Genomic DNA, 20,373 nt, shown 5'->3' with positions numbered 1-20,373 from the left:
CGCGGCGCGATGCGCCGCGTGCCTGTTTTCGTGAGCACTTTCCGAGTTAGCCCACATGCCGCAATTTTTTATCGATCGACCAATTTTCGCCTGGGTAGTTGCCCTGTTCGTCTTGCTGGCGGGCATATTGGCCATTCCCAATATGCCGGTCGCGCAGTACCCCGACGTGGCGCCTCCTGCCATTACGATTACTGCTACCTATCCGGGGGCCTCGTCCAAAGAAGTCGCCGAGTCGGTGACCAGTATCATCGAGGATCAGCTCAACGGCGCCAAGGGACTGCTGTATTACGAGTCCGTCAGTGACAACAACGGCCAGTCCACGATCACCGCGACGTTCTCGCCGGGAACCGATCCCGACCTGGCTCAGGTGGACGTGCAAAACCGCGTGTCGAACGTGACGGCGCAATTGCCGACGGCGGTCACGCAGCAGGGCATCCAGTACGAGCAGACCAGTGCCGGCTTTCTGATGATCGTGACGCTGTCCTCGACCGACGGCTCGTTGGACCAGACGGCATTGGCCGACTACATCACGCGCAACATTCAGAACCCCGTATCTCGGGTGCCTGGGGTTGGGCAGTTTCAGCTGTTTGCTGCTCCGCGTGCCATGCGGGTCTGGATTGATCCCGATAAGCTCGTTGGCTACAACCTGAGCGCATCAGACGTCAATGCTGCCATCAGCCGACAAAACGTGCTGATTTCGGCGGGCAGCCTGGGGGCGCCCCCCAATCCTGAAAGCCAGCGCTTTACGGCGACGGTCGTGGTCAATGGCCAGCTTTCGACGGTCGAAGCGTTCGGCAACATCGTGCTGCGCGCCAATACCGATGGTTCGTCAGTGCGTCTGCGCGATGTAGCCCGCATCGAGGTGGGTGCCGACAACTATCAGTTTGGTGCCCGCCTCAATGGCAAGCCGACGGCCGCCTTTGCCATCGTGCTGTCCCCGGACGCCAACGCTCTGGCCACCGCGCAGGGCGTACGCGACCAGATGGAGTCGTTGTCGCAGTATTTCCCGGGCAACATCAAATTCGACATCCCCTACGACACGGCCCCGTACGTCAAGGTCTCGATCGAGCAGGTGATCCACACCTTGGTCGAAGCCATGGTGCTGGTGTTCCTGGTGATGTTCCTGTTCCTGCAGAACGTGCGCTATACCCTCATCCCGGCGCTGGTGGTGCCGGTAGCCATGATGGGGGCATTCGCGGTGATGCTGGGGCTGGGCTTTTCCATCAACGTATTGACCATGTTCGCCATGGTGCTGGCCATCGGTATTCTGGTGGACGACGCTATTGTGGTGGTGGAGAACGTCGAGCGCATCATGGCGGCCGAAGGCCTGTCTCCTAAGGAGGCCACCAAGAAAGCCATGCCGCAGATCAGCGGCGCTATCGTGGGTATCACGCTGGTGCTGGTGACGGTGTTCCTGCCGTTGGCCTTCATGAGCGGCTCGGTGGGCGTGATCTACCGCCAGTTCTCCGTGGCGATGGCCGTGTCCATTTTCTTCTCCGCGTTCTTGGCGCTGAGTTTCACGCCCGCGTTGTGCGCCACGATCCTCAAGCCTATCCCGAAGGGGCATCACGAAGAAAAGAAAGGCTTTTTCGGCTGGTTCAACCGCAAGTTCGACGCAACGACGCATCGCTACCAAAGCTGGGTGGCCCGCATCCTGCATCGAGGCGGCCGCATGATGTTCCTGTTCCTGTTGCTGGTGGTGTTGCTGGGGTGGCTGTATTTCCGTCTGCCGTCCTCGTTCCTGCCCGAAGAGGACCAAGGCTACGTGGTCAGCAACATCGAGTTGCCTACTGGGGCCAGTGCCAACCGGACGGTCGATGTACTCAAGCAGGTCGAAGACTACTTCATGAACCTGCCGGCCGTCGAAAACGTCATCACCGTTCAGGGCTACAGCTTTAACGGCAACGGCCTGAATGCGGCAATCGCCTTCTCGACGCTCAAAGATTTCTCCGAACGCAAGGACCCCAAAGATTCGGCAGGTGCCATTGCGTTTGCAGCATTCGAAAAGCAGCTGATGGGCATCCATGACGCGCAGGTATTTACGCTGGTGCCGCCCGCTATTTCATCGTTGGGTAACGCGACGGGTTTCGACCTGCGCCTCCAAGACCGTGGCAACGCTGGTACGGCTGCGCTGGCGCAAGCCACGGGGCAGTTGATGGAAATGGCGTCCAAGAGCCCAATCCTGTCCCAAGTGCGTATCACTGGGCTGCAGCCCGGTCCGCAATTGACCTTGACGATCGATCGTGACAAGGCAGCGGCCCAAGGGGTGGATTTCCAGGCCGCCGCTACGTTGATCGCGACGTCGCTGGGGTCCAGCTATATCGACAAATTCCCCAACATGGGACGCATGCAGAATATCTGGGTGCAGGCCGAGGCCAGCCACCGTATGCAGGTGGACGAAATCCTCAAGATGAACGTCGCCAATACCAGCGGCCAGATGGTGCCCCTGTCCTCGTTCGTGTCGTACAACTGGACACAAGGGCCGGTGCAGGTCGTGCGCTATAACAGCTACGAGTCCATGCGTATAGGCGGTGATGCCGCGCCGGGTTACACCACAGGTGAAGCCATGGCGGAGATGGAGCGCCTGGTGGGCCAACTGCCCTCGGGCTTTGGCTACGAATGGAACGGCTTGTCGTATCAGGAGCGCCAGGCTGGTAACCAGGCTCCCATCTTGATGGGGCTGGCGTTGCTGGTAGTGTTCCTGGTGCTGGCCGCACTGTACGAGAGCTGGGCAATTCCTTTGTCGGTCATGCTGGTCGTGCCGCTGGGGATGCTGGGCGCGGTCGGGTTGGTGTCGCTGCTGGGCATGTCCAACGACGTCTACTTCCAGGTGGGGATGGTGACCGTGATCGGTCTGGCGGCCAAGAACGCCATTCTGATCGTGGAATTCGCCAAGGACCAGTACGCCCGCGGCATGGGACTGTACGAGGCCACGGTCGAGGCGGCGCGTCTGCGTTTCCGCCCGATTCTGATGACCTCGCTGGCTTTCATCCTGGGCGTGGTGCCGCTGGCTTTGGCGAGTGGCGCGGGCGCTGCCAGCCAAAAGGCCGTGGGTATCGGCGTGTTGGGCGGCATGTTGGCGGCGACGCCTTTTGCCGTGATTTTCGTGCCCACGTTCTTTGTGGTGATGCTCAGCCTTTTCAAGACCAAGCCTCGTTTGCTGGGTAATGAGCTCAAGGCCTTCGAGGCCGAGCAGGCCGAAAAACGCGCTCGCGAAGCCGCCGAGGGCTCGTCCGCCAACGGCACTACGCCTCGCCCGGCAGACGATCAGGAGAGCAAGCAATGAGTGCTCTGATGTCTAAACGAGATAAGTCATCTATGCAGCGCGACATGTTGCAGTCATCTTCGAAATATCAGCGCGCCACGCTGTCGCTGTGCCTGGCCGCGCTGTTGGGCGGGTGCTCGCTGGCGCCTGATTATCATCGTCCCGAGTCGCCTGTTCCAGGCGATTGGCCGACGCAGCCCAAAGTGCAATTCGGTTCGGCTGCCGGTCAGGTCACCTTGTCCGAACAGCCGGCCTCGGCCGTGGCGCCTGCGTCGACGGTGCCAGCGGCCGATATCGGTTGGCGCGAATTTTTCCGCGATCCGCGCCTGCAGGCCTTGATCGAGCTGGCGTTGGCCAATAACCGCGACCTGCGTGTCGCTGTCGAAAGCGTCGAAGAGGCGCGCGCCCAATACGGCGTGCAGCGCGGTGCGCAATGGCCCAGCATTGGTGCCGGTATCGAAGGCACGCGCCAACGCATGCCGCCCAATATGCGGGTGGGAGGCGAAGACTCGCCTTCGGTGTCCAGCAGTTATCAGGCTGGCGTCGGCATGACCTCATTCGAGATTGACCTGTTCGGCCGCTTGCGCAGTCTGTCCGAAGCCGCCTATCAAACCTATCTCGCCAGCGAGCAATCGCAACGCAGCGTTCATATCACGCTGGTCGGCGCCGTGGCTCAAGCCTACTTCAACATGCGCGCGGCCGATGTCCAGCTGGATCTCACCCGCAAGACGCTGGCCGCTCGCCAAGAGTCCTACAACCTTGTCAAACGCCGTTTTGATGGGGGCGTGGCCTCAGAAATGGAGTTGAACCAATCCAAGAGCCTGCTGGATTCGGCCTCGGCCGATCTGGCGCAATTGGCCCGTTTGCGCGCGCAGTCGGTCAATGCGTTGACGGTGTTGGTCGGGGTGCCGCTGCCGGACAACCTGCCGCCGCCAGCGGAGTTCGGCCGGGATCAATTGCTGGCCACCGTTCCGGGTGGGCTGCCCTCCGATTTGCTCGAGCGTCGTCCCGACATCATGGCAGCGGAGAATAACCTCAAATCGGCCAATGCCAATATCGGCGCGGCCCGGGCGGCGTTCTTCCCCACGATTTCCCTGACCGGGATGCTGGGGGTGGCGAGCCCTTCGTTGGGTACCTTGTTCCGCGGTGGGCAGGGGGCGTGGAGCTTCTCGCCGTCCATCACGACGCCGATATTTGCCGGGGGCAGCATACGCGAGGGCTTGAACCTGGCCAACGCGCGTAACAACATTGCCGTGGCACAGTACGAGCAGACCATCCAGCAGGCTTTCCAAGAGGTCTCGGATGCCTTGGCAGGCGAGGCCACCTATGGGGCTCAAGTCGAGTCGCTGCGTTCCTTGCAGGACTCGACGGCGCGCACGCTGGAACTCTCGAACCTGCGTTATGTGAATGGCATCGACAGCTACTTGCAGGTGCAGTCTGCTCAGGTTGATTATTTCAACGCTCAACTGAGCCTGGTCCAGGCCGGACTGGCCGCGTTGAACAACCGCGTGGCGCTGTACAAGGCCCTGGGCGGTGGCTGGTCGGAGGTGACTCCCACGGCCAGCAACGCAAATGGAGCGGCGTCAGGCGGCAATCCGGCAGGTACGGGCGCCACGATGCCAGGGGCATCGGCGACGCCAGCATCTGGCTCCTGATCTGAGAGTTACACTTGAGGGCGGCATCCGATATCCTGATCTGCGGGGTATCGGAGCCGCCCTTTTAGATTCATCCACGACAGCATCATGATAGAACTTGGCGTCAACATCGATCACGTGGCGACGCTGCGTCAGCAGCGCCACACGACTTATCCCGACCCGATCCAGGCCGCTTTGCGGGCGGAGGATGCCGGGGCCGATCTGATCACCCTGCACCTGCGCGAAGATCGCCGCCACATTCAGGATGCGGACGTGCACGCCATCCGCCCGCTGCTGCGCACCCGCATGAATCTGGAATGTGCGATCACGCCCGAAATGCTCGAGATCGCGTGCCAAGTTCGCCCCAGCGACGTGTGCCTGGTGCCTGAAAAGCGCACCGAACTCACGACTGAGGGCGGTTTGGACGTGGCGGGCGCATTGCCTGCCGTCACCAGCGCCGTGGCTCGTCTGCAGCAGGCAGGTATCCGCGTGTCTCTGTTCATCGATCCCGAGCCGGCGCAGATTCAGGCGGCCGTTCAGGCAGGCGCTCCGGTCATCGAGCTGCATACGGGAGCCTATGCCGAGGCAGAGGGAGATCAGGCGCGCCAGGAGCTCGAGCGCGTGCGTGCCGGGGTAGCCGAAGGCCTGCGGCATGGATTGCGCGTCAATGCCGGCCACGGACTGCACTATGGCAATGTGGCGCCTGTCGCGGCGCTGGACGGTATCTCGGAGCTCAATATCGGTCATGCCATCGTGGCGCAGGCTGTGTTCGACGGCTGGGACAAGGCCGTACGCGAAATGAAGGCGCTCATGGTGCAGGCACGCTTGCAGGCCGTGCGCGGCCGCTGAGTCTCATCTCATGTCTGACGTTCCCGCCCATTCTCCGCCACAGCCGGCCAGCAGTATTGCCGGCATAGGCATGGACTTGCTGCGCATCGATCGTATCGAGCGCGCGTTGGCGCGTCATGGGGACCGATTTGCCGAGAAAATCCTCGGCCCCGAGGAACTGCAGAAATTTCACGCCCGGCGCGCCCGGGACGCTGCTCGCGGCGTGCGTTTCCTGGCCACGCGGTTTGCTGCCAAAGAAGCGTTCTCCAAGGCGATCGGTCTGGGGATGCGTATGCCGATGACCTGGACGCGTGTGCAGGTGCTCAATGCTCCCAGTGGCCGTCCGGTCCTGGTCATCGCGCCCAGCCTGCTTGAATGGTACTCGCCGCGTTTCGGTGTGGCGCATGTCTCCATTACCGATGAATCCGATATGGCTGCCGCGTACGTCATCGTCGAGCGCAAGGCCTAGTGCCTTCCGGATTCCTCTTTTTCTCTCATCAAAGGACCAGACCGCATGGCCAAGAAACATAAAACCTTGTTGCCCCCCGGCCCCGTCATGGTGGATGTGGCAGGCACCACATTGACCAAAGCAGAGAAAGCACGCCTGCGCCACCCTTTGGTGGGTGGGGTGATCCTGTTTACCCGAAACTTCGAGAGCCGCAAACAGTTGTGCGAGCTGACACGCCAGATCCATCGTGCGCGACACGAGCCGCTGATGATCGCGGTCGATCACGAAGGCGGACGAGTGCAACGGTTCCGTGAAGACGGTTTTACCGTGTTGCCAGCCATGCGCGATCTGGGAGTGTTGTGGGACCGCGATCCCTTGACCGCCATGCGACTGGCTACCGAAGCGGGCTATGTGCTGGCTGCCGAGTTGCGGGCCTGTGGCGTGGATCTTAGCTTCACTCCCGTGCTGGACCTGGATTACGGCGTGAGCAAAGTCATCGGCACGCGCGCTTTTCACCGCGATCCGCGCGTGGTTGCCATGCTGGCGCGCGCGGTGGCTCAGGGCTTGGCGCAGGCCGGGATGGCCGCATGCGGCAAGCATTTCCCCGGGCATGGTTTCGTGGGTGCGGATTCGCATCATGAGATGCCGGTCGACCCGCGTCCGCTGGAACGTATCCTGAGCGAAGACGCCGCACCGTACGCGTGGCTGGGCGATGCCGTCATTCCGGCCGTCATGCCGGCACATGTGATTTATCCCAAGGTCGATAAACATCCCGCGGGCTTTTCTCGCCGGTGGGTGCAAGACATCTTGCGTGAGCGTCTGGGCTACGAGGGCGTGGTGTTCTCCGACGACCTGACCATGGAGGGCGCCACGGTGGCGGGGGATATCCTTGCGCGCGCCCAAGCCGCCTTGGGCGCAGGTTGCGATATGGTGTTGGTGTGCAATCGTCCGGATCTGGCCGACGATCTGCTGTCCCGCCTGGACGTGACGCACCCGCCCGAATCGGTCGAGCGTATTCGCCGGCTGATGCCCCGTTTTGCCGCTCCCTCCTGGAAGGCCCTGCAAGCCGAAACTCGCTACCAGCATGCCCGACGACTTCAATCTCAAATCGTTTCTGGCTGATCTGCCGCACCTGCCCGGCGTCTATCGACACTTGGACGCCGAGGGTGTGGTGATGTATGTGGGCAAGGCGCGTGATCTGAAAAAACGCGTCTCCTCGTATTTCCAGAAAAATCTGGCCAGCCCGCGAATTGCCCAGATGGTTGGCAAGGTCGCGCGTGTCGAGGTCACGGTCACGCGTTCCGAAGCCGAAGCGCTGCTCTTGGAGAACAATCTCATCAAGAGCCTGCGGCCGCGCTACAACATTCTGTTTCGCGATGACAAGTCGTACCCGTATCTGTGGATCACGGGGCACGAATGGCCGCGCGTGGCCTACTATCGCGGCTCGACGAACAAGCGCGGCCAGTATTTTGGTCCGTTTCCCAATGCCTGGGCTGTGCGCGAGACCATTCAGATCCTGCAAAAGGTCTTCCGCTTGCGGACTTGCGAGGATACGGTCTTTGCCAACCGCTCGCGTCCTTGCCTGCTGCATCAAATCGGCCGCTGCTCAGCGCCCTGTGTCGATGCGATTTCGGCCGAGGACTATGCCAGCGATGTGAATCGCGCGGCGCGTTTTCTCAATGGCGAGGCGCGCGAGGTGATGGGCGAGATCGAACAGCGCATGCTGCAGGCATCGACCGAGCTGCGATTCGAAGAGGCCGCCGCCTTGCGCGACCAGATGGGATCGCTGGCGCGTGTGCTGCATCAGCAAACCATGGAGGACGTGGGGGGCGAGGATACCGACGTCATCGTGGTCGCGTCTGCGGGCGGCAAGGTCTGTGTGAACCTGGCCATGGTGCGCGCCGGCCGGCATTTGGGCGACAAGCCATTCTTTCCCGTACATGTCGACGGCCAAGATGCGCCCCAGGTGCTCGAGGCTTTCATCGCACAGCATTACACCGATAATCCTTTGCCTCCTGTGCTGGTCTGTTCCCACGCCTTGCCCGATAGCGGCTTGATGGCTTTGTTGGCCGAGCAGGCCCAAGTCCGTCCTGCAAGGGTACTGACGCGTCCTCAAGGTGTGCGCCGCGCTTGGCTGGAGCAGGCCGTCAAAAACGCGGAGATGGCCTTGGCGCGTGCGCTGACCGAGTCCGGCGCGCGCGCTGCGCGGACGCTGGCACTCGCCGAGGTGCTGGACCTGGACACCGACGAGGCTGCGCTGGATGCATTGCGTATCGAGTGTTTCGATATCAGCCATACCGCAGGCGAGGCGACGCAGGCCTCCTGTGTCGTGTTCCTGCACCACGACATGCAGCCGTCTCAATATCGCCGCTACAACATCGCGGGGATCACGCCGGGCGACGACTATGCCGCGATGCGTCAGGTATTGACCCGGCGCTTTGGCAAGGTCGCCGATGGCGAGGCGCCGATGCCTGGCCTCGTCTTGATCGATGGCGGCAAGGGCCAAGTCGAGATTGCGCGCCAGGTCTTCGCCGAGCTGGGGCTGGACATACAAACCCTGGTTGGCGTCGCCAAAGGCGAAGGGCGCAAGGTCGGGCTGGAAACGCTGGTGTTCGCCGACGGTCGTCCGCCGATAGCATTAGGCGGGGAATCTGCTGCGCTGATGCTCATCGCCCAGGTCCGCGACGAGGCCCACCGTTTTGCGATTACCGGTATGCGGGCTCGCCGCGCCAAAGCTCGTAATGTGTCGCGTCTCGAGGAAATCGAGGGTGTCGGAGCCCGCCGCCGCCAGCGTCTGCTGGCCCGCTTTGGCGGATTTTCCGGAGTGGCATCCGCCAGTATCGAGGACCTGGCCTCAGTGGACGGCATTTCGCACGATCTGGCCGAGCGTATCTATGAGGCCTTGCATGGATAAACTGCCTGCCGCTGGCTATTCCCCCACCCTGGCGTTTCCTGCCAAGAGTTTTTCACGCCAGTGATGTAGCATACGTTCATTATGCCAATCAATGTGCCGATTATTCTGACGTGGCTGCGCATCGCCATGATCCCGCTGGTAGTGGGGCTGTTTTATCTGCCCACCAGCTGGGTGTCTGAGCCTGCCCGCGACACTCTGGCCGCCTGGGCCTTTATCATTGCCGCCTTGACCGACTGGTTTGACGGTTGGCTGGCCCGCCGCTGGAATCAGACCTCGGCGTTTGGCGCATTTCTGGACCCCGTGGCGGACAAGCTCATGGTGTGCGCCGCGCTCATCGTCCTGCTCGATCTCGGCAGGGTAGACGCCTTTATTTCGCTGATCATCATCGGGCGCGAGATCACGATTTCGGCATTGCGGGAATGGATGGCCAAGATCGGCGCCAGCGCCAGCGTCGCCGTGCACCGCCTGGGCAAATTCAAGACCGCTGCGCAGATGGTTGCCATCCCGTGCCTGCTCTACGATCAACCGTTGTTCGGGATGTCGAGCCGGCTCCTGGGCGATATATTGATTGTGATTGCGGCCGTGCTGACGGTGTGGTCGATGTTCTATTACTTGCAACGCGCCTGGCCCGCCATTCGTGAAAAATCTCAATAGACGAGCCAGGCTTTAAGGAGGGTCGGGATTCCAGCATCGCGGCGAATTCAATAACCGATATCGCGGCTGAGATCTCGACAATAATATTTACGCAGTAGCGCTGCGCGAGCCGCGCTTTGTGCGTTGAGATGAGTTTTGCTTGCCATGCATTCCGCTGCAGATACCGTTACGCTGGATTCCCCTGATCTTCGCCGCCGCGATTGGCTGACGATCCTGTTGATCGGTGTCGTGCACGCCTCATCGCATTTCTTTCAGTTGGTGCTGCCTTCGCTGTATGTATCCTTGGGCACGGCGTTTGATCTGGATTTTGCTCGGCTCGGGCTGCTGGTCTCGACGTTTTATGTCGTCTCGGGCGTAGGGCAGGCATCGTCCGGTTTTGTAGTGGATCGCATTGGCGCCAGACCCGTGCTGTGGTTCGGGCTGACGTGTTTTGTCTTGTCGGGCGTCTTGATCGGGGCGGCCAATGGTTACCTGATGCTGCTGACAGCAGCAGTGATCGGCGGCATAGGCAACTCGGTATTCCACCCCGCCGACTATTCCATCATCAACCATCGCGTCAGTCCGGCACGGTTGGGTCACGCTTTCAGTACGCACGGGCTGACGGGCAATTTGGGGTGGGCGTTGACGCCGGTTTTCATCACCTCGATCACGCTGCTGGCCGACTGGCGCGTGGCGGCATTCAGCGCAGCGGGTCTGGTGGCTGTGGTGTTGATGCTGGCAGTCGTGGGGCGCGACCTGTTGGGAGGCAACCCTCCTGCATCCGACACGGTTCAGACCAAGGCAACACCGAGCACGCCTGCGCCTCAAGAAAGCGTATTGACGACCTTGATGACCTTGCTGGCCAAGCCCGCATTGTGGGGCGCCTTTCTGTTTTTCGCCTTTACGTCAATTGCATTGTCCTCAGTCCAGAACTACACGATTCCGCTCTTGGGCGAGTTGTATAACTTGTCAAAAGTGGTCGCCAGCTCGGCGCTGTCCGGGTATATGGTGGCCTCGGCTCTCGGGATGGCGGCAGGAGGTTTTCTCGTGTCCGCCAACCCGCGCACCGAGTTGACCGTCACGGTGGCGCTGATCCTGGCTGGCGTTACCTTGGTAGTGCTCGCCCTGGGAATGGTGCCTCCTGGCTGGGCAGCATTAGTCGTGGGTCTGGCCGGCTTTTGTTCTGGCGTCGCTGCCCCCTCGCGCGATATGCTGATCCGGCGCGTTACGCCAAAGGGCGCGACGGGCTCCGTGTATGGCCTGGTCTACTCGGGCATGGATGTGGGATCAGCGCTGGGCCCATTGGGATTCGGCCTGCTGCTGGATGCCGGGATGAGTCACGGCCCCTGGATCGGAGCGGGCATCGCATTTGCCGTCGCAGCCTTGCTGGCACAGTGGATCGCCGTGCAAGCGCGCAAGGCGAGCGCGCCGCTGGCGGCCGCGGCGCGTTAATGGGGGACGGAGCCCGATGCTTTTGCCGCGCTTGCGCGTGCCAGGCTTGTCACTTTGACGCAAATTCCCAAAGGCGTTTGCGCAAACGCCGTCAGACCGCAAAGCGGACATGATTTCCGTCGCCCAGCACATCCCCCGGGCGATTCTCTCGATCGGCGCTGCGCAGCAGCCGCATATTGCTCTTGAGCATGTCAAAAACTCGTCGAGTCAGCGGCCGTACCACGTTATTACGCACGAATAAGTAATACTCAACATCGGGCAGACGCGGCATGCCGTCGTTTTCTCCCAATACGCGGAAATCCGTGCCGATCAGCTCAATACCTCGCGCGGTCACCCCCAGCCCGGCGCGCAGGGCTGCCTTGATTCCTATCAGGCTCGATGATGTATAGCTGGGCGACCAGCGAATGCCGGCGTCGTCCAGCGCCTCCTGAGCCAGGCGCCGGAACAGGCTGGGACCGTCCGCCAGGACCAGGGGAATAGGTTTGGTATTGTCCAGCACATAGCTGGAGGAGCAGACCCATACCGTGGGAGAAGTGCGCAGAACGACGCCCTCCAGCGTAGGGTCGTGACGGTTCGAAATCGTCATGTCGATCTCGCCGCGATGCAGAGATTCCATCAGAAACGGGCTGCGCCCCACGTGAATATCGATTTGCAGCAGCGGCGAATGACGGGCGATCTGGGCAAGCAGCGGTGGAAGCATGTTGTCGGCCACATCGTGCGGCGCGCCGATGCGCAGCACGCCCTCCAGGCTGCCCTGTTGCAGGTTGCGTAAGGCTTCGTCGTTGACCGACAGCAGGTGACGCGCGTAGTCCAGCAGCCGCTCGCCGTGCGAGGTCAGGCGCTTTTGCCGCCCGCGGCGTTCAAAGATGGCGCGGCCCAGTTGGCTTTCGAGCCGCTGCATCTGTTGCGAAACGGCGGACTGCGTTCGGCCCAGATGAACGGCCGCAGCCGCAAAGCCGCCCTGTTCCTGGATGACGGTCAGCGTTCTCAAGGTGTCGAGGTCTAGTGTCTGCATATATCAGTTTTTCTAATCGATTTCGACTCGATTCTAGATTGTTTCGCCCTGCGTCTGTGCCTATATTTCAATCAACGCAGTTCGAAAACTTTTCAAAGGGTGAAAGCATGAGCGTATCGGCAGAGCGTACCCAGGCGGTACAGAGCGCAATCGAGCAAGTCAAACAGATCGCAGAGGCGGGCGAGCTCAATCGAGCTGCGCTCGACGGCATTCTGGCGCAGTTAAATCGATTAGCCGCACGCACAGAATTGTGGAGCGAACAGGCGTTTGCCGCGCCGCAAGATGGGGAGCTGCAGGCGCGCTATCTGATATCAGAAGAGCCGGACCAAAGTTACGCCTTGTATCTCAACGTCATGCGGCCAGGTAAACGCATCGTGCCGCACAACCATACGACCTGGGCTTGTATCAGTGCCGTCGAGGGGGTAGAGCTCAATCGCGTCTATGAGCGCCTGGACGACGGCAGCGTGCCCGGACGCGCACAGTTGCGGGAGTCCGGCCAGGTCATGGTAGAGCCAGGGACGGGGATTGCGCTGATGCCCGAGGACATTCATTCGGTGGAGATTCTGCCCGGCCAAGTCATCCGTCATCTGCATCTCTATGGGCGCGCGTTGGAAACATTGACCCAGCGTACAGGCTATGACCTGGAAAAAGGCACGTGCGAAACGATGTCGATCGGCGTTCAGACGCGCCGTTGATCCAGCAAGCAGTGCCTTTCATCCATTCACCTTTTCGTTGTGGAACATGCATTTAATTAACGCCCAAACCTTGAAGTCCTGGTTGCATGACGGCGCAGAGATTGCGCTCTTTGATGTCCGAGAGCATGGGCAGTATGGCGAGTCTCATCTGTTCTATGGCATCACGTTGCCATACAGCCGATTGGAGCTGGATGTGCAACGTTTGGCGCCGCGCAAACAGGTGCGCACCGTTGTCTATGATGATGGGCAAGGCGTAGCTCAGGCGGCCGCGCAACGGCTGGAGGATCTGGGCTATTCGAACGTGCACGTTCTCGACGGCGGAACAGCCGCCTGGCAAGCGGCAGGCTACACATTGTATGCCGGCGTGAATGTGCCATCCAAGGCATTCGGCGAATTGGTCGAACAGATTTACGAGACACCGCATGTGACCGCGACCGAGTTGAATGCCATGTTGCAGGCGGGCGAGGATGTTGTCGTGCTGGACGGCCGGCCTTATGAGGAATATCGCAAGATGTCGATTCCGACCGCGACGAGCTGCCCGAACGGTGAGTTGGCCTATCGCGTGCGGCGTATCGTGCCGAACGACAAAACGCATATCGTGATCAACTGTGCAGGCCGTACGCGCAGCATCATCGGCGCGCAGACCCTGATCAACCTGGGTTTACCCAATCGAGTTTCCGCGTTGCAAAGTGGTACGCAGGGCTGGATGTTGGACGATCTGGTGCTGGACCATGGCGCGAGCCGGCGTTATGGCGAGCCGAGCGATGATCTGCCGGCCATCAGGCGGTCGGCTCAGGAATTGGCGAAACGTTACGAGGTGCCAACGGTCGATGCGCCGACGGTACGGCGCTGGCATGAGGATGCGCAACGGTCGCTTTTCCTGTGCGACGTCCGCACGCCTGAGGAATACGCTGCCGGCACCTTGCCTGGCGCTGTGCATACGCCGGGTGGCCAGTTGATCCAGGCCACTGACCAGTACATCGGTGTGCGTCGCGCGCGCCTGGTTTTATTCGATAGTGATGGCGTGCGAGCGCCTGTTGTCGCCAGTTGGCTGAGGCAGTTGGGACACGAGGTGTATGTGCTGGATGGCGGACTGGCCAGTGGCCTGGCGCTGAGGGAGTCAGCCCCCTCAGAGATGCCGCAATTTGGCCAGATCGACGCGGCAACACTGGCCGAGCAGTTGCGGCAGCCCGCTGCGCCCGTGATCATCGATGTGGGTTCCAGCATGCGTTTTCGCCAGAGGCATATTCCCGGATCGCGTTGGTCAATACGGCCGCGTTTGACCGCAGATCTACAAGCTATCGAAGCACCCATCGTGCTGGTGGCCGATGAGCCTGGTGTCGCGGCGTGCGCAGCGATAGAGCTGAATCGGCTCGACGCGCCGGTAAGCATATTGGCTGGCGGATTGCAGGCCTGGCTCGATGCGGGCTTGCCCGTGCAGTCCAGTCCGCAGTCTCCCGCTGATAGCGAGTGCATTGACTACTTGTTTTTTGTCCATGACCGGCACAGCGGCAACAAGGCTGCAGCACGCCAATATCTGGAATGGGAAATCAACCTCATCTCGCAACTCGATGAACTCGAGAAGGCCGAGTTTCGGTTGCCATCGCTTCAGGCGGACGCCTGATCGATATCCGTCCTCATCTCCTTATGAACAGGAAAGACATCATGTTGCAACGGCAATTACAGACCCGCATGGTGCAGACGGGCAAAGCGCCCGTTTATGAAGGGGGATCGCCTGTCAACCCGCCTGTGGTGCGTGCCAGCACCGTCGTGTTTGACAATGTCGCTCAACAGCGGGACCTGCGTGCGCGGCGTTCGGGAGAACGCGTGTTCACCTATGGTGCGCGAGGCAATCCGACAGGCTTCGCGCTGGAGGACGCAGTGAGCGAACTCGAGGGGGCTTATCGCACCAGGCTATTTCCTACGGGTCTTGCGGCTATCGCGATGACGCTGCTCTCGTATCTCAAGCCGGGAGACCATCTGTTGATGTCCGATGCAGTGTATGAGCCTGCGCGCAAATTGGCCGAGTCGTTTCTGGCGCCGTACCGGATTCGTTGCACGTTCTTTGCAGCCGACGGCTCAGACGTCGAGGGAAAAATCGAACCGGCGACGCGCATGATTTATGCCGAATGTCCCGGTTCATTGGTTTACGAGATGTGCGACTTGCCTAGGCTGGCCGACATAGCGCATCGTCATGATGCACTGCTGGTATGCGACAACACTTGGGGTTCCGGTTGTCAGTATCGCCCTCTGGCGTTGGGAGCAGACGTATCTGTCATGGCGGCGACCAAGTATCTCAGCGGCCATTCCGACGTGATGATGGGGACGGTCGCGACTACCGAGGCAGCGTGGCCCGCCTTGTCGGCGCGCAGCGACGCATTCGGCATGACGGTGAGTCCCGATGATGCCTATCTGGTTTTGCGTGGCATTCGCAGCCTGGCCGCGCGTCTGGCCATGCACGAGCAACATGCATTGCGAGTGGCGGGCTATCTGCAAAGCTGCCCTGATGTCCGTGCGGTGTTTTGCCCGGCATTGCCGGAACATCCGGGACATGACATCTGGAAACGCGATTGCACGGGCACGAACGGACTGTTGTCGTTCGAGTTTCAGCCGCAGGTGACACGCGAGGCCGCGGATCAATGGATCGATAGTCTGGAGCTGTTTGGGCTGGGCGCCTCATGGGGCGGATACGAGAGCCTGGTGACGCCTGCGGATCTGCCCAGCGCGCGCAGCGTGACCGATTGGTCGGGACACGGCTGCATTGTGCGCCTGCATATCGGTCTGGAAAGCCCGGACGATTTGATTGCCGATCTCGGGCAAGCATTTGACGCCATCAGTCGCGATTGATCCACCTACGGAATTTCAAGGAGCAAAGCGTGAGCAGCATTGGTCAGTGGTTGGCAAAAAACGAAGGTGGCGCACGCCACAGCGGCAAGTTGCGGGTCGGCTCGATGGCTTCAGGCATAGATGTGTCTCTGCCTTATATCGCCGTGCGAGGCGCGCGCCCGGGACGTACGCTGTGGTTGCATGGGCAGGTGCATGGTGACGAAATCAACGGCATGGTCGCCGCACTGCGCTTTGCCAACAGCCTGGATCCGTCGGTCATGTCGGGCAATCTCGTCGTGACCCCTACGGGCAATCCGCAGGCGCTGGATGCGCGCCGCAAACGCAATCCGTACGACGAACTGGATCTGGATCAAACGTATCCAGGCAAGGCGGACGGCATGATCACCGAGCGAGTCGCACACGTGCTGATGCAGGAAATACGTGGCGTGGCAGACGTTCTGATCAATCTGCACACGATGAATCCGCTGTTCGATTCGCGTCCCTACGCGGTATATAAAACGCCTCCCAACGATCAGGTAAAAGAAGATGACCTGCTCGCAGCGATGGCGCCTTTCTTTCCCACATTGGCGTGCCGCCAAGATGTCGGCGGCAAGGGCGAATTGCCTGGCAACATTGCCGGTGCTCTCGATTACCAGTGCCTGAACTCGGGGATCTGCGCCTTTATGCTGGAACTTGGGGCAGGCAATCGTTATCAGCCTGACAATATTGAACGCGCCGAAGTCGGTTTCCGTACGCTTGCACGCAGCATGGGGATTCTGCCCGGCGCGCCGGCGCCAGCCGATTCCGCTCAATCTCTGAAGCTGGTGTCGCAGCGCGGTTGGATCACGGCAGACGAAGGCGGCCTCTTTGTCCCGCGTTTCTGCGCTGGCGACCGTGTATCCCAAGGCGAGTCGCTGGGCGATGTCATCGCGCTCGATGGCACTGTGACACCAGTGGCGCCCATGCCGCGCGAAGGCATCCTGATCGGCTTGCGGTCGGATCCGGTCGTGCATACCGGCGAGCGTCTCGCATTTGTAGCCTGGGAGTGGCGAGAGGGGACAACACCCGTCCCATCCTGGCACTGACGGGGGCAAGTCAGGCGCGGTCCACGACATCGCGCCAGTTCTATATATCAAGGGGAATGTCCAATGAATAGCCTAGTGACTATCACTGGCCGCATGATGCTGGCCGCAACAATCGTATCAACCGCATTGACTGCTGTGGCGCCCGCGGCGCAAGCGGCTGGTTTTCCAGCTGAAGGCCGCCCCGTACGCATCGTTGTCGGATTTCCGCCGGGCGGTGGGGCGGATGTGCTGGCGCGATCCGTGGCGCCGGGACTGGCGGCCAAGTTGTCGGCCAATGTCATCGTAGAAAATCGTCCCGGGGCAGGGGGGCTGACGGCAACCGAGTACGTGGCCAAGTCGGCGCCGGACGGCTATACCTTGTATATCGCCACGCCGGGTTCGTTCACCATCTGGCCGAACTTGCGAAAGCTGAACTACGACCCCAGCAAGGACTTCGCCCCGATCAGCACATTGGTGACGATGCCGAACCTGCTCGTGGTCTCGCCCAATACGCCTTATAAAACAGTTCAAGACCTGGTCGATGCGGCCAAAAAGCCTGACGCACAAATCAACTATGCCTCCGGTGGTGTGGCGACGATAGGCCAAATCGCGGGCGAGCAGTTCAAGATGATGACAGGCCTGAAGATGATGCACGTGCCGTACAAGGGCACGACGCCTGCGTTGACCGACGTCATGGCGGGGCTGGTACCGTTGACCTTCTGCGACCCGACGGCCAAGGGGATGATCGACTCGGGCAAACTGCGTCTGCTGGCCGTCACGACATCGAAACGCTCGCCGCTATTTCCCGACACGCCGACCATGGCCGAGGCTGGCGTCCCGGGCTACGATCTGATGAATTGGTACGGTATCGTGGCTCCAGCGGGTACCCCGGCGCCGATCATCAAGCAGCTCAACGAGGCACTGGTCGAGGCCATGGCTCAGCCCGAGGTCCGTGACCGGCTTGCCGCTGCGGGCATGGAGGCCACTTCGAGTACGCCTCAGGGCTTTGGCCAGTTGATGGCGACGGAGCGGGCAAAATGGGGGAAATTGGTTCAACAAGCTGACATGCGTGCAGAATAGTTGCCCCGCAAAGCCAGCCCGACGGGCTGGCTTGTCTTTCTTTTCAGGTATATCGCGTCATGGCGTCTGCTCCCCGTTCCCATTCTTTCGTTGCCCCAGGTGCTGCTGAAGGTCCGCACAGTTCTCACTGGGGGACGTTTTTTGCGAGCTTTGACGGTCATCACGTAAAGGTGCGTCCGCATCCAGGCGATCCGGATCCGAGTCCGCTGATCAATAACTTCACCAACGCATTGCGCCATACGGCCAGAGTCACGGCGCCTATGGTGCGGCGGGGATGGTTGAGCCGGGGGCCGGGCGCAGACCGTGCGCGCGGCAACGACACATTCGTGCAGGTGTCGTGGGACGAGGCATTGGATCTGGTTGCGCGCGAGTTGCAACGCCAGCGCGATACCTATGGATTGGAAAGTATCTTTGGCGGCTCGTACGGTTGGTCCAGCGCCGGGCGATTCCATCATGCACAAAGCCAAGTGCATCGATTCCTGAACACGGTGCTGGGCGGTTATGTCCGTTCCGTCAACAACTATAGCGCCGGTGCATCAGCGGTCATCATGCCGCACGTATTGGGACCGCTGGATGCGGTTGCGCGCCGCAATGTGACGTGGGAGCAGATCGTCGAGCATACCGAGGTCGTGTTGGCATTCGGCGGCATGGCTGTGCGCAATACCCAAGTAGCCAGCGGCGGGATCAGCCGCCACATCGAACGCGACGCGATGGGTCGCGCTGCACGCCGCGGCTGCCGTTTTATTTGCGTCAGTCCATTGCGTGAGGATTTGCCTGAGGAGGCGCAGCCCCGCTGGCTCCCTGTGCGGCCGGGAACGGATACGGCGTTGATGTTGGGGCTGTTGCACGTACTGGTTAGCGAGAATCTGCATGATTGCGAGTTTCTCGCGCGTTATTGCGACGGTTGGGAAAATTTTCAGGCGTATTTATCGGGGCAGACAGATGGACAGCCCAAGGATGCCTCCTGGGCCGCTGGCGTGACGGGGCTCGTTGAGAACGATATTATTGCGTTGGCTCGCTCTCTGGCATCCAAACGGGTGCTGGTGGTGGTGTCTCATTCCCTGCAGCGTGCCGAGCATGGCGAGCAACCCGTTTGGTTAGGTGTGGTGCTGGCTGCAGCGTTGGGTCAGCTGGGCTTGCCAGGAGGGGGATACAACTACGCTCTGGGCACGCTGGCGCATTATGGCAAGCGCAACAATGCCGTACCGATCGCAGCGTTCCCTCAGGGGCGTAATAGCGTAGACGCCTATATCCCGGTCGCGCGCATTGCCGATATGCTGCTTCATCCCGGCGAGACGTTTGACTATAACGGCCAGCGTTTGAGATATCCCCATGTGCGCCTAGCGTATTGGGCTGGCGGTAACCCGTTTCATCATCACCAGGATCTGACGCGTTTGCGCGAGGCATTCCGCACGCTTGACACGTTCATCGTGCACGAATGCGTCTGGACCGCGACGGCTCGGCATGCCGATATTGTCTTGCCGTGCACGATGACGCTGGAACGCGAGGATATCGGCGCCACGCCCACGGACCCGTTGATGGTGGCGATGCACCGTATCGCACCGCCGGTGGGTCAGGCGCGGGATGATTACGAGATTTTTGCGGATCTGGCAGAAAGGCTTGGGCGGCGCGAGGCTTTTACAGAAGGACGCAGCAGCCGTGAGTGGCTGCGGCATATCTATGAAACGACGCGTGCTGCATTGATCGAACGGGGCGAGGATGCTCCGGATTTTGATACCTTCTGGCAGCGCGGTGAATTGGTGTTGCCGCAATCGCCGGATGACGGTGGAATGCTGCGTGCGTTTCGCCAAGATCCGGATCAGCATCCTCTGCCTACACCCAGCGGCAAGGTCCAGATCAGTTCACCGACCGTGGCGTCGTTTGGCTATCGTGACTGTCTCGGATATCCCGCGTGGATCGAGCCTGCTGATGTTCCTGATAACGAGCATCCGCTTTATCTGGTGGCGAACCAGCCCGCGACTCGGCTGCATAGCCAATTGGATTTTGGTGCGCATAGTGCATCATGCAAACGCCATGGCCGCGAAGTGTGCCGAGTGCATCCGGCTGATGCGCTGAGCCGCCGGATTTCTGACGGCGATATCGTGCGTTTGTTTAACACGCGCGGCGCTTGTTTGGCGGCCGCGCACGTCACCGATAGCATCATGCAGGGGGTAGTGCAGTTGCCGACGGGGGCGTGGTTCGATCCACTGGATCCGGCGGACGAGCGGCCGATGTGTGTTCACGGTAATCCCAATATGCTGACACGAGACGTCGGCACGTCTTCTTTGGCGCAAGGGTGCACTGGGCAACTGACGGCTGTACAACTCGAGCGTTATGATGGCCCGGTACCACCGATACGTGCGTACGAACCGCCAGAGTTGGGGACGTAGCCATAACGCACTTCAGAGGTTTAGGACGTTGATGTTCTTATGGGCGTTGGCGTGCTTATTGGACGTCGAGCCGAGGCCATCGGGCCGTGAGGGCTTCACAAAGCCGGTCCGGCGCGCGGGCGCCGGACA

Annotated in this window: 15 protein-coding genes; 14 read left to right on the top strand and 1 reads right to left on the bottom strand. The window is 60.9% G+C overall.

Features of this window, described 5'->3' with window-relative positions; translation table 11 throughout:
- The first annotated feature begins 55 nt into the window (after positions 1-55).
- The 8 genes from CAL20_RS17970 (at position 56) to CAL20_RS17935 (ending at position 11,174) form a co-directional block, all read left to right on the top strand.
- Positions 56-3,286, top strand: a complete 3,231-nt coding sequence (locus tag CAL20_RS17970) for an efflux RND transporter permease subunit (RefSeq protein ID WP_094838554.1) — start codon at positions 56-58, stop codon at positions 3,284-3,286.
- 44 nt (positions 3,287-3,330) lie between these two features.
- Positions 3,331-4,920, top strand: coding sequence for an efflux transporter outer membrane subunit (locus tag CAL20_RS17965; protein ID WP_094838612.1), 1,590 nt, complete (start codon positions 3,331-3,333; stop codon positions 4,918-4,920).
- A gap of 87 nt (positions 4,921-5,007) precedes the next feature.
- Positions 5,008-5,748 carry a pyridoxine 5'-phosphate synthase gene (gene pdxJ, locus CAL20_RS17960; RefSeq protein ID WP_094838553.1) on the top strand — a complete coding sequence of 247 codons (741 nt, stop codon included), beginning with the start codon at positions 5,008-5,010 and terminating at the stop codon, positions 5,746-5,748.
- A 10-nt stretch (positions 5,749-5,758) separates the two neighbouring features.
- On the top strand, positions 5,759-6,196 hold the full coding sequence (acpS, locus tag CAL20_RS17955) for a holo-ACP synthase (RefSeq protein ID WP_094822274.1): 438 nt from the start codon (positions 5,759-5,761) through the stop codon (positions 6,194-6,196).
- Between the two features lie 45 nt (positions 6,197-6,241).
- Positions 6,242-7,297 carry a beta-N-acetylhexosaminidase gene (gene nagZ, locus CAL20_RS17950; RefSeq protein ID WP_094822273.1) on the top strand — a complete coding sequence of 352 codons (1,056 nt, stop codon included), beginning with the start codon at positions 6,242-6,244 and terminating at the stop codon, positions 7,295-7,297.
- A complete protein-coding gene (uvrC, locus tag CAL20_RS17945) occupies positions 7,260-9,089 on the top strand; it encodes an excinuclease ABC subunit UvrC (RefSeq protein WP_094822272.1) in 1,830 nt (609 codons plus the stop codon). The genes nagZ and uvrC overlap by 38 nt, the downstream gene beginning before the upstream one ends.
- Before the next feature lie 81 nt (positions 9,090-9,170).
- Positions 9,171-9,743, top strand: coding sequence for a CDP-diacylglycerol--glycerol-3-phosphate 3-phosphatidyltransferase (pgsA, locus tag CAL20_RS17940; protein ID WP_094822271.1), 573 nt, complete (start codon positions 9,171-9,173; stop codon positions 9,741-9,743).
- Positions 9,744-9,887: 144 nt separating this feature from the next.
- Complete coding sequence (locus CAL20_RS17935; protein WP_094822270.1) at positions 9,888-11,174, top strand: MFS transporter; 1,287 nt, start codon at positions 9,888-9,890, stop codon at positions 11,172-11,174.
- 91 nt (positions 11,175-11,265) lie between these two features.
- Here CAL20_RS17935 and CAL20_RS17930 read toward each other — a convergent pair whose 3' ends face one another.
- Entirely contained in the window at positions 11,266-12,189 is a 924-nt protein-coding gene (locus tag CAL20_RS17930) for a LysR substrate-binding domain-containing protein (protein ID WP_094822269.1), read from the bottom strand.
- Between the two features lie 107 nt (positions 12,190-12,296).
- Here CAL20_RS17930 and CAL20_RS17925 point away from each other — a divergent pair, with 107 nt between their 5' ends.
- The 6 genes from CAL20_RS17925 (at position 12,297) to CAL20_RS17900 (ending at position 20,244) form a co-directional block, all read left to right on the top strand.
- On the top strand, positions 12,297-12,884 hold the full coding sequence (locus tag CAL20_RS17925; RefSeq protein ID WP_094822268.1) for a cysteine dioxygenase family protein: 588 nt from the start codon (positions 12,297-12,299) through the stop codon (positions 12,882-12,884).
- Between the two features lie 46 nt (positions 12,885-12,930).
- Positions 12,931-14,508, top strand: coding sequence for a rhodanese-like domain-containing protein (locus tag CAL20_RS17920; RefSeq protein WP_179266696.1), 1,578 nt, complete (start codon positions 12,931-12,933; stop codon positions 14,506-14,508).
- A 41-nt stretch (positions 14,509-14,549) separates the two neighbouring features.
- The gene (metC, locus tag CAL20_RS17915; RefSeq protein WP_094838551.1) at positions 14,550-15,731 is read left to right on the top strand and encodes a cystathionine beta-lyase; all 1,182 of its coding nucleotides are present in this window, start codon (positions 14,550-14,552) and stop codon (positions 15,729-15,731) included.
- Positions 15,732-15,760: 29 nt separating this feature from the next.
- Entirely contained in the window at positions 15,761-16,795 is a 1,035-nt protein-coding gene (locus tag CAL20_RS17910) for a M14 family metallopeptidase (RefSeq protein WP_094822265.1), read from the top strand.
- Positions 16,796-16,858: 63 nt separating this feature from the next.
- Complete coding sequence (locus CAL20_RS17905) at positions 16,859-17,854, top strand: tripartite tricarboxylate transporter substrate binding protein (RefSeq protein WP_094838550.1); 996 nt, start codon at positions 16,859-16,861, stop codon at positions 17,852-17,854.
- A 59-nt stretch (positions 17,855-17,913) separates the two neighbouring features.
- Entirely contained in the window at positions 17,914-20,244 is a 2,331-nt protein-coding gene (locus CAL20_RS17900) for a molybdopterin guanine dinucleotide-containing S/N-oxide reductase (RefSeq protein WP_094838549.1), read from the top strand.
- The last annotated feature ends 129 nt before the right edge of the window (positions 20,245-20,373 follow it).

It is taken from the genome of Bordetella genomosp. 4, from assembly GCF_002261185.1.
GTDB lineage: Bacteria > Pseudomonadota > Gammaproteobacteria > Burkholderiales > Burkholderiaceae_B > Bordetella_A.
This window is presented reverse-complemented; position numbering and strand designations above follow the sequence as displayed.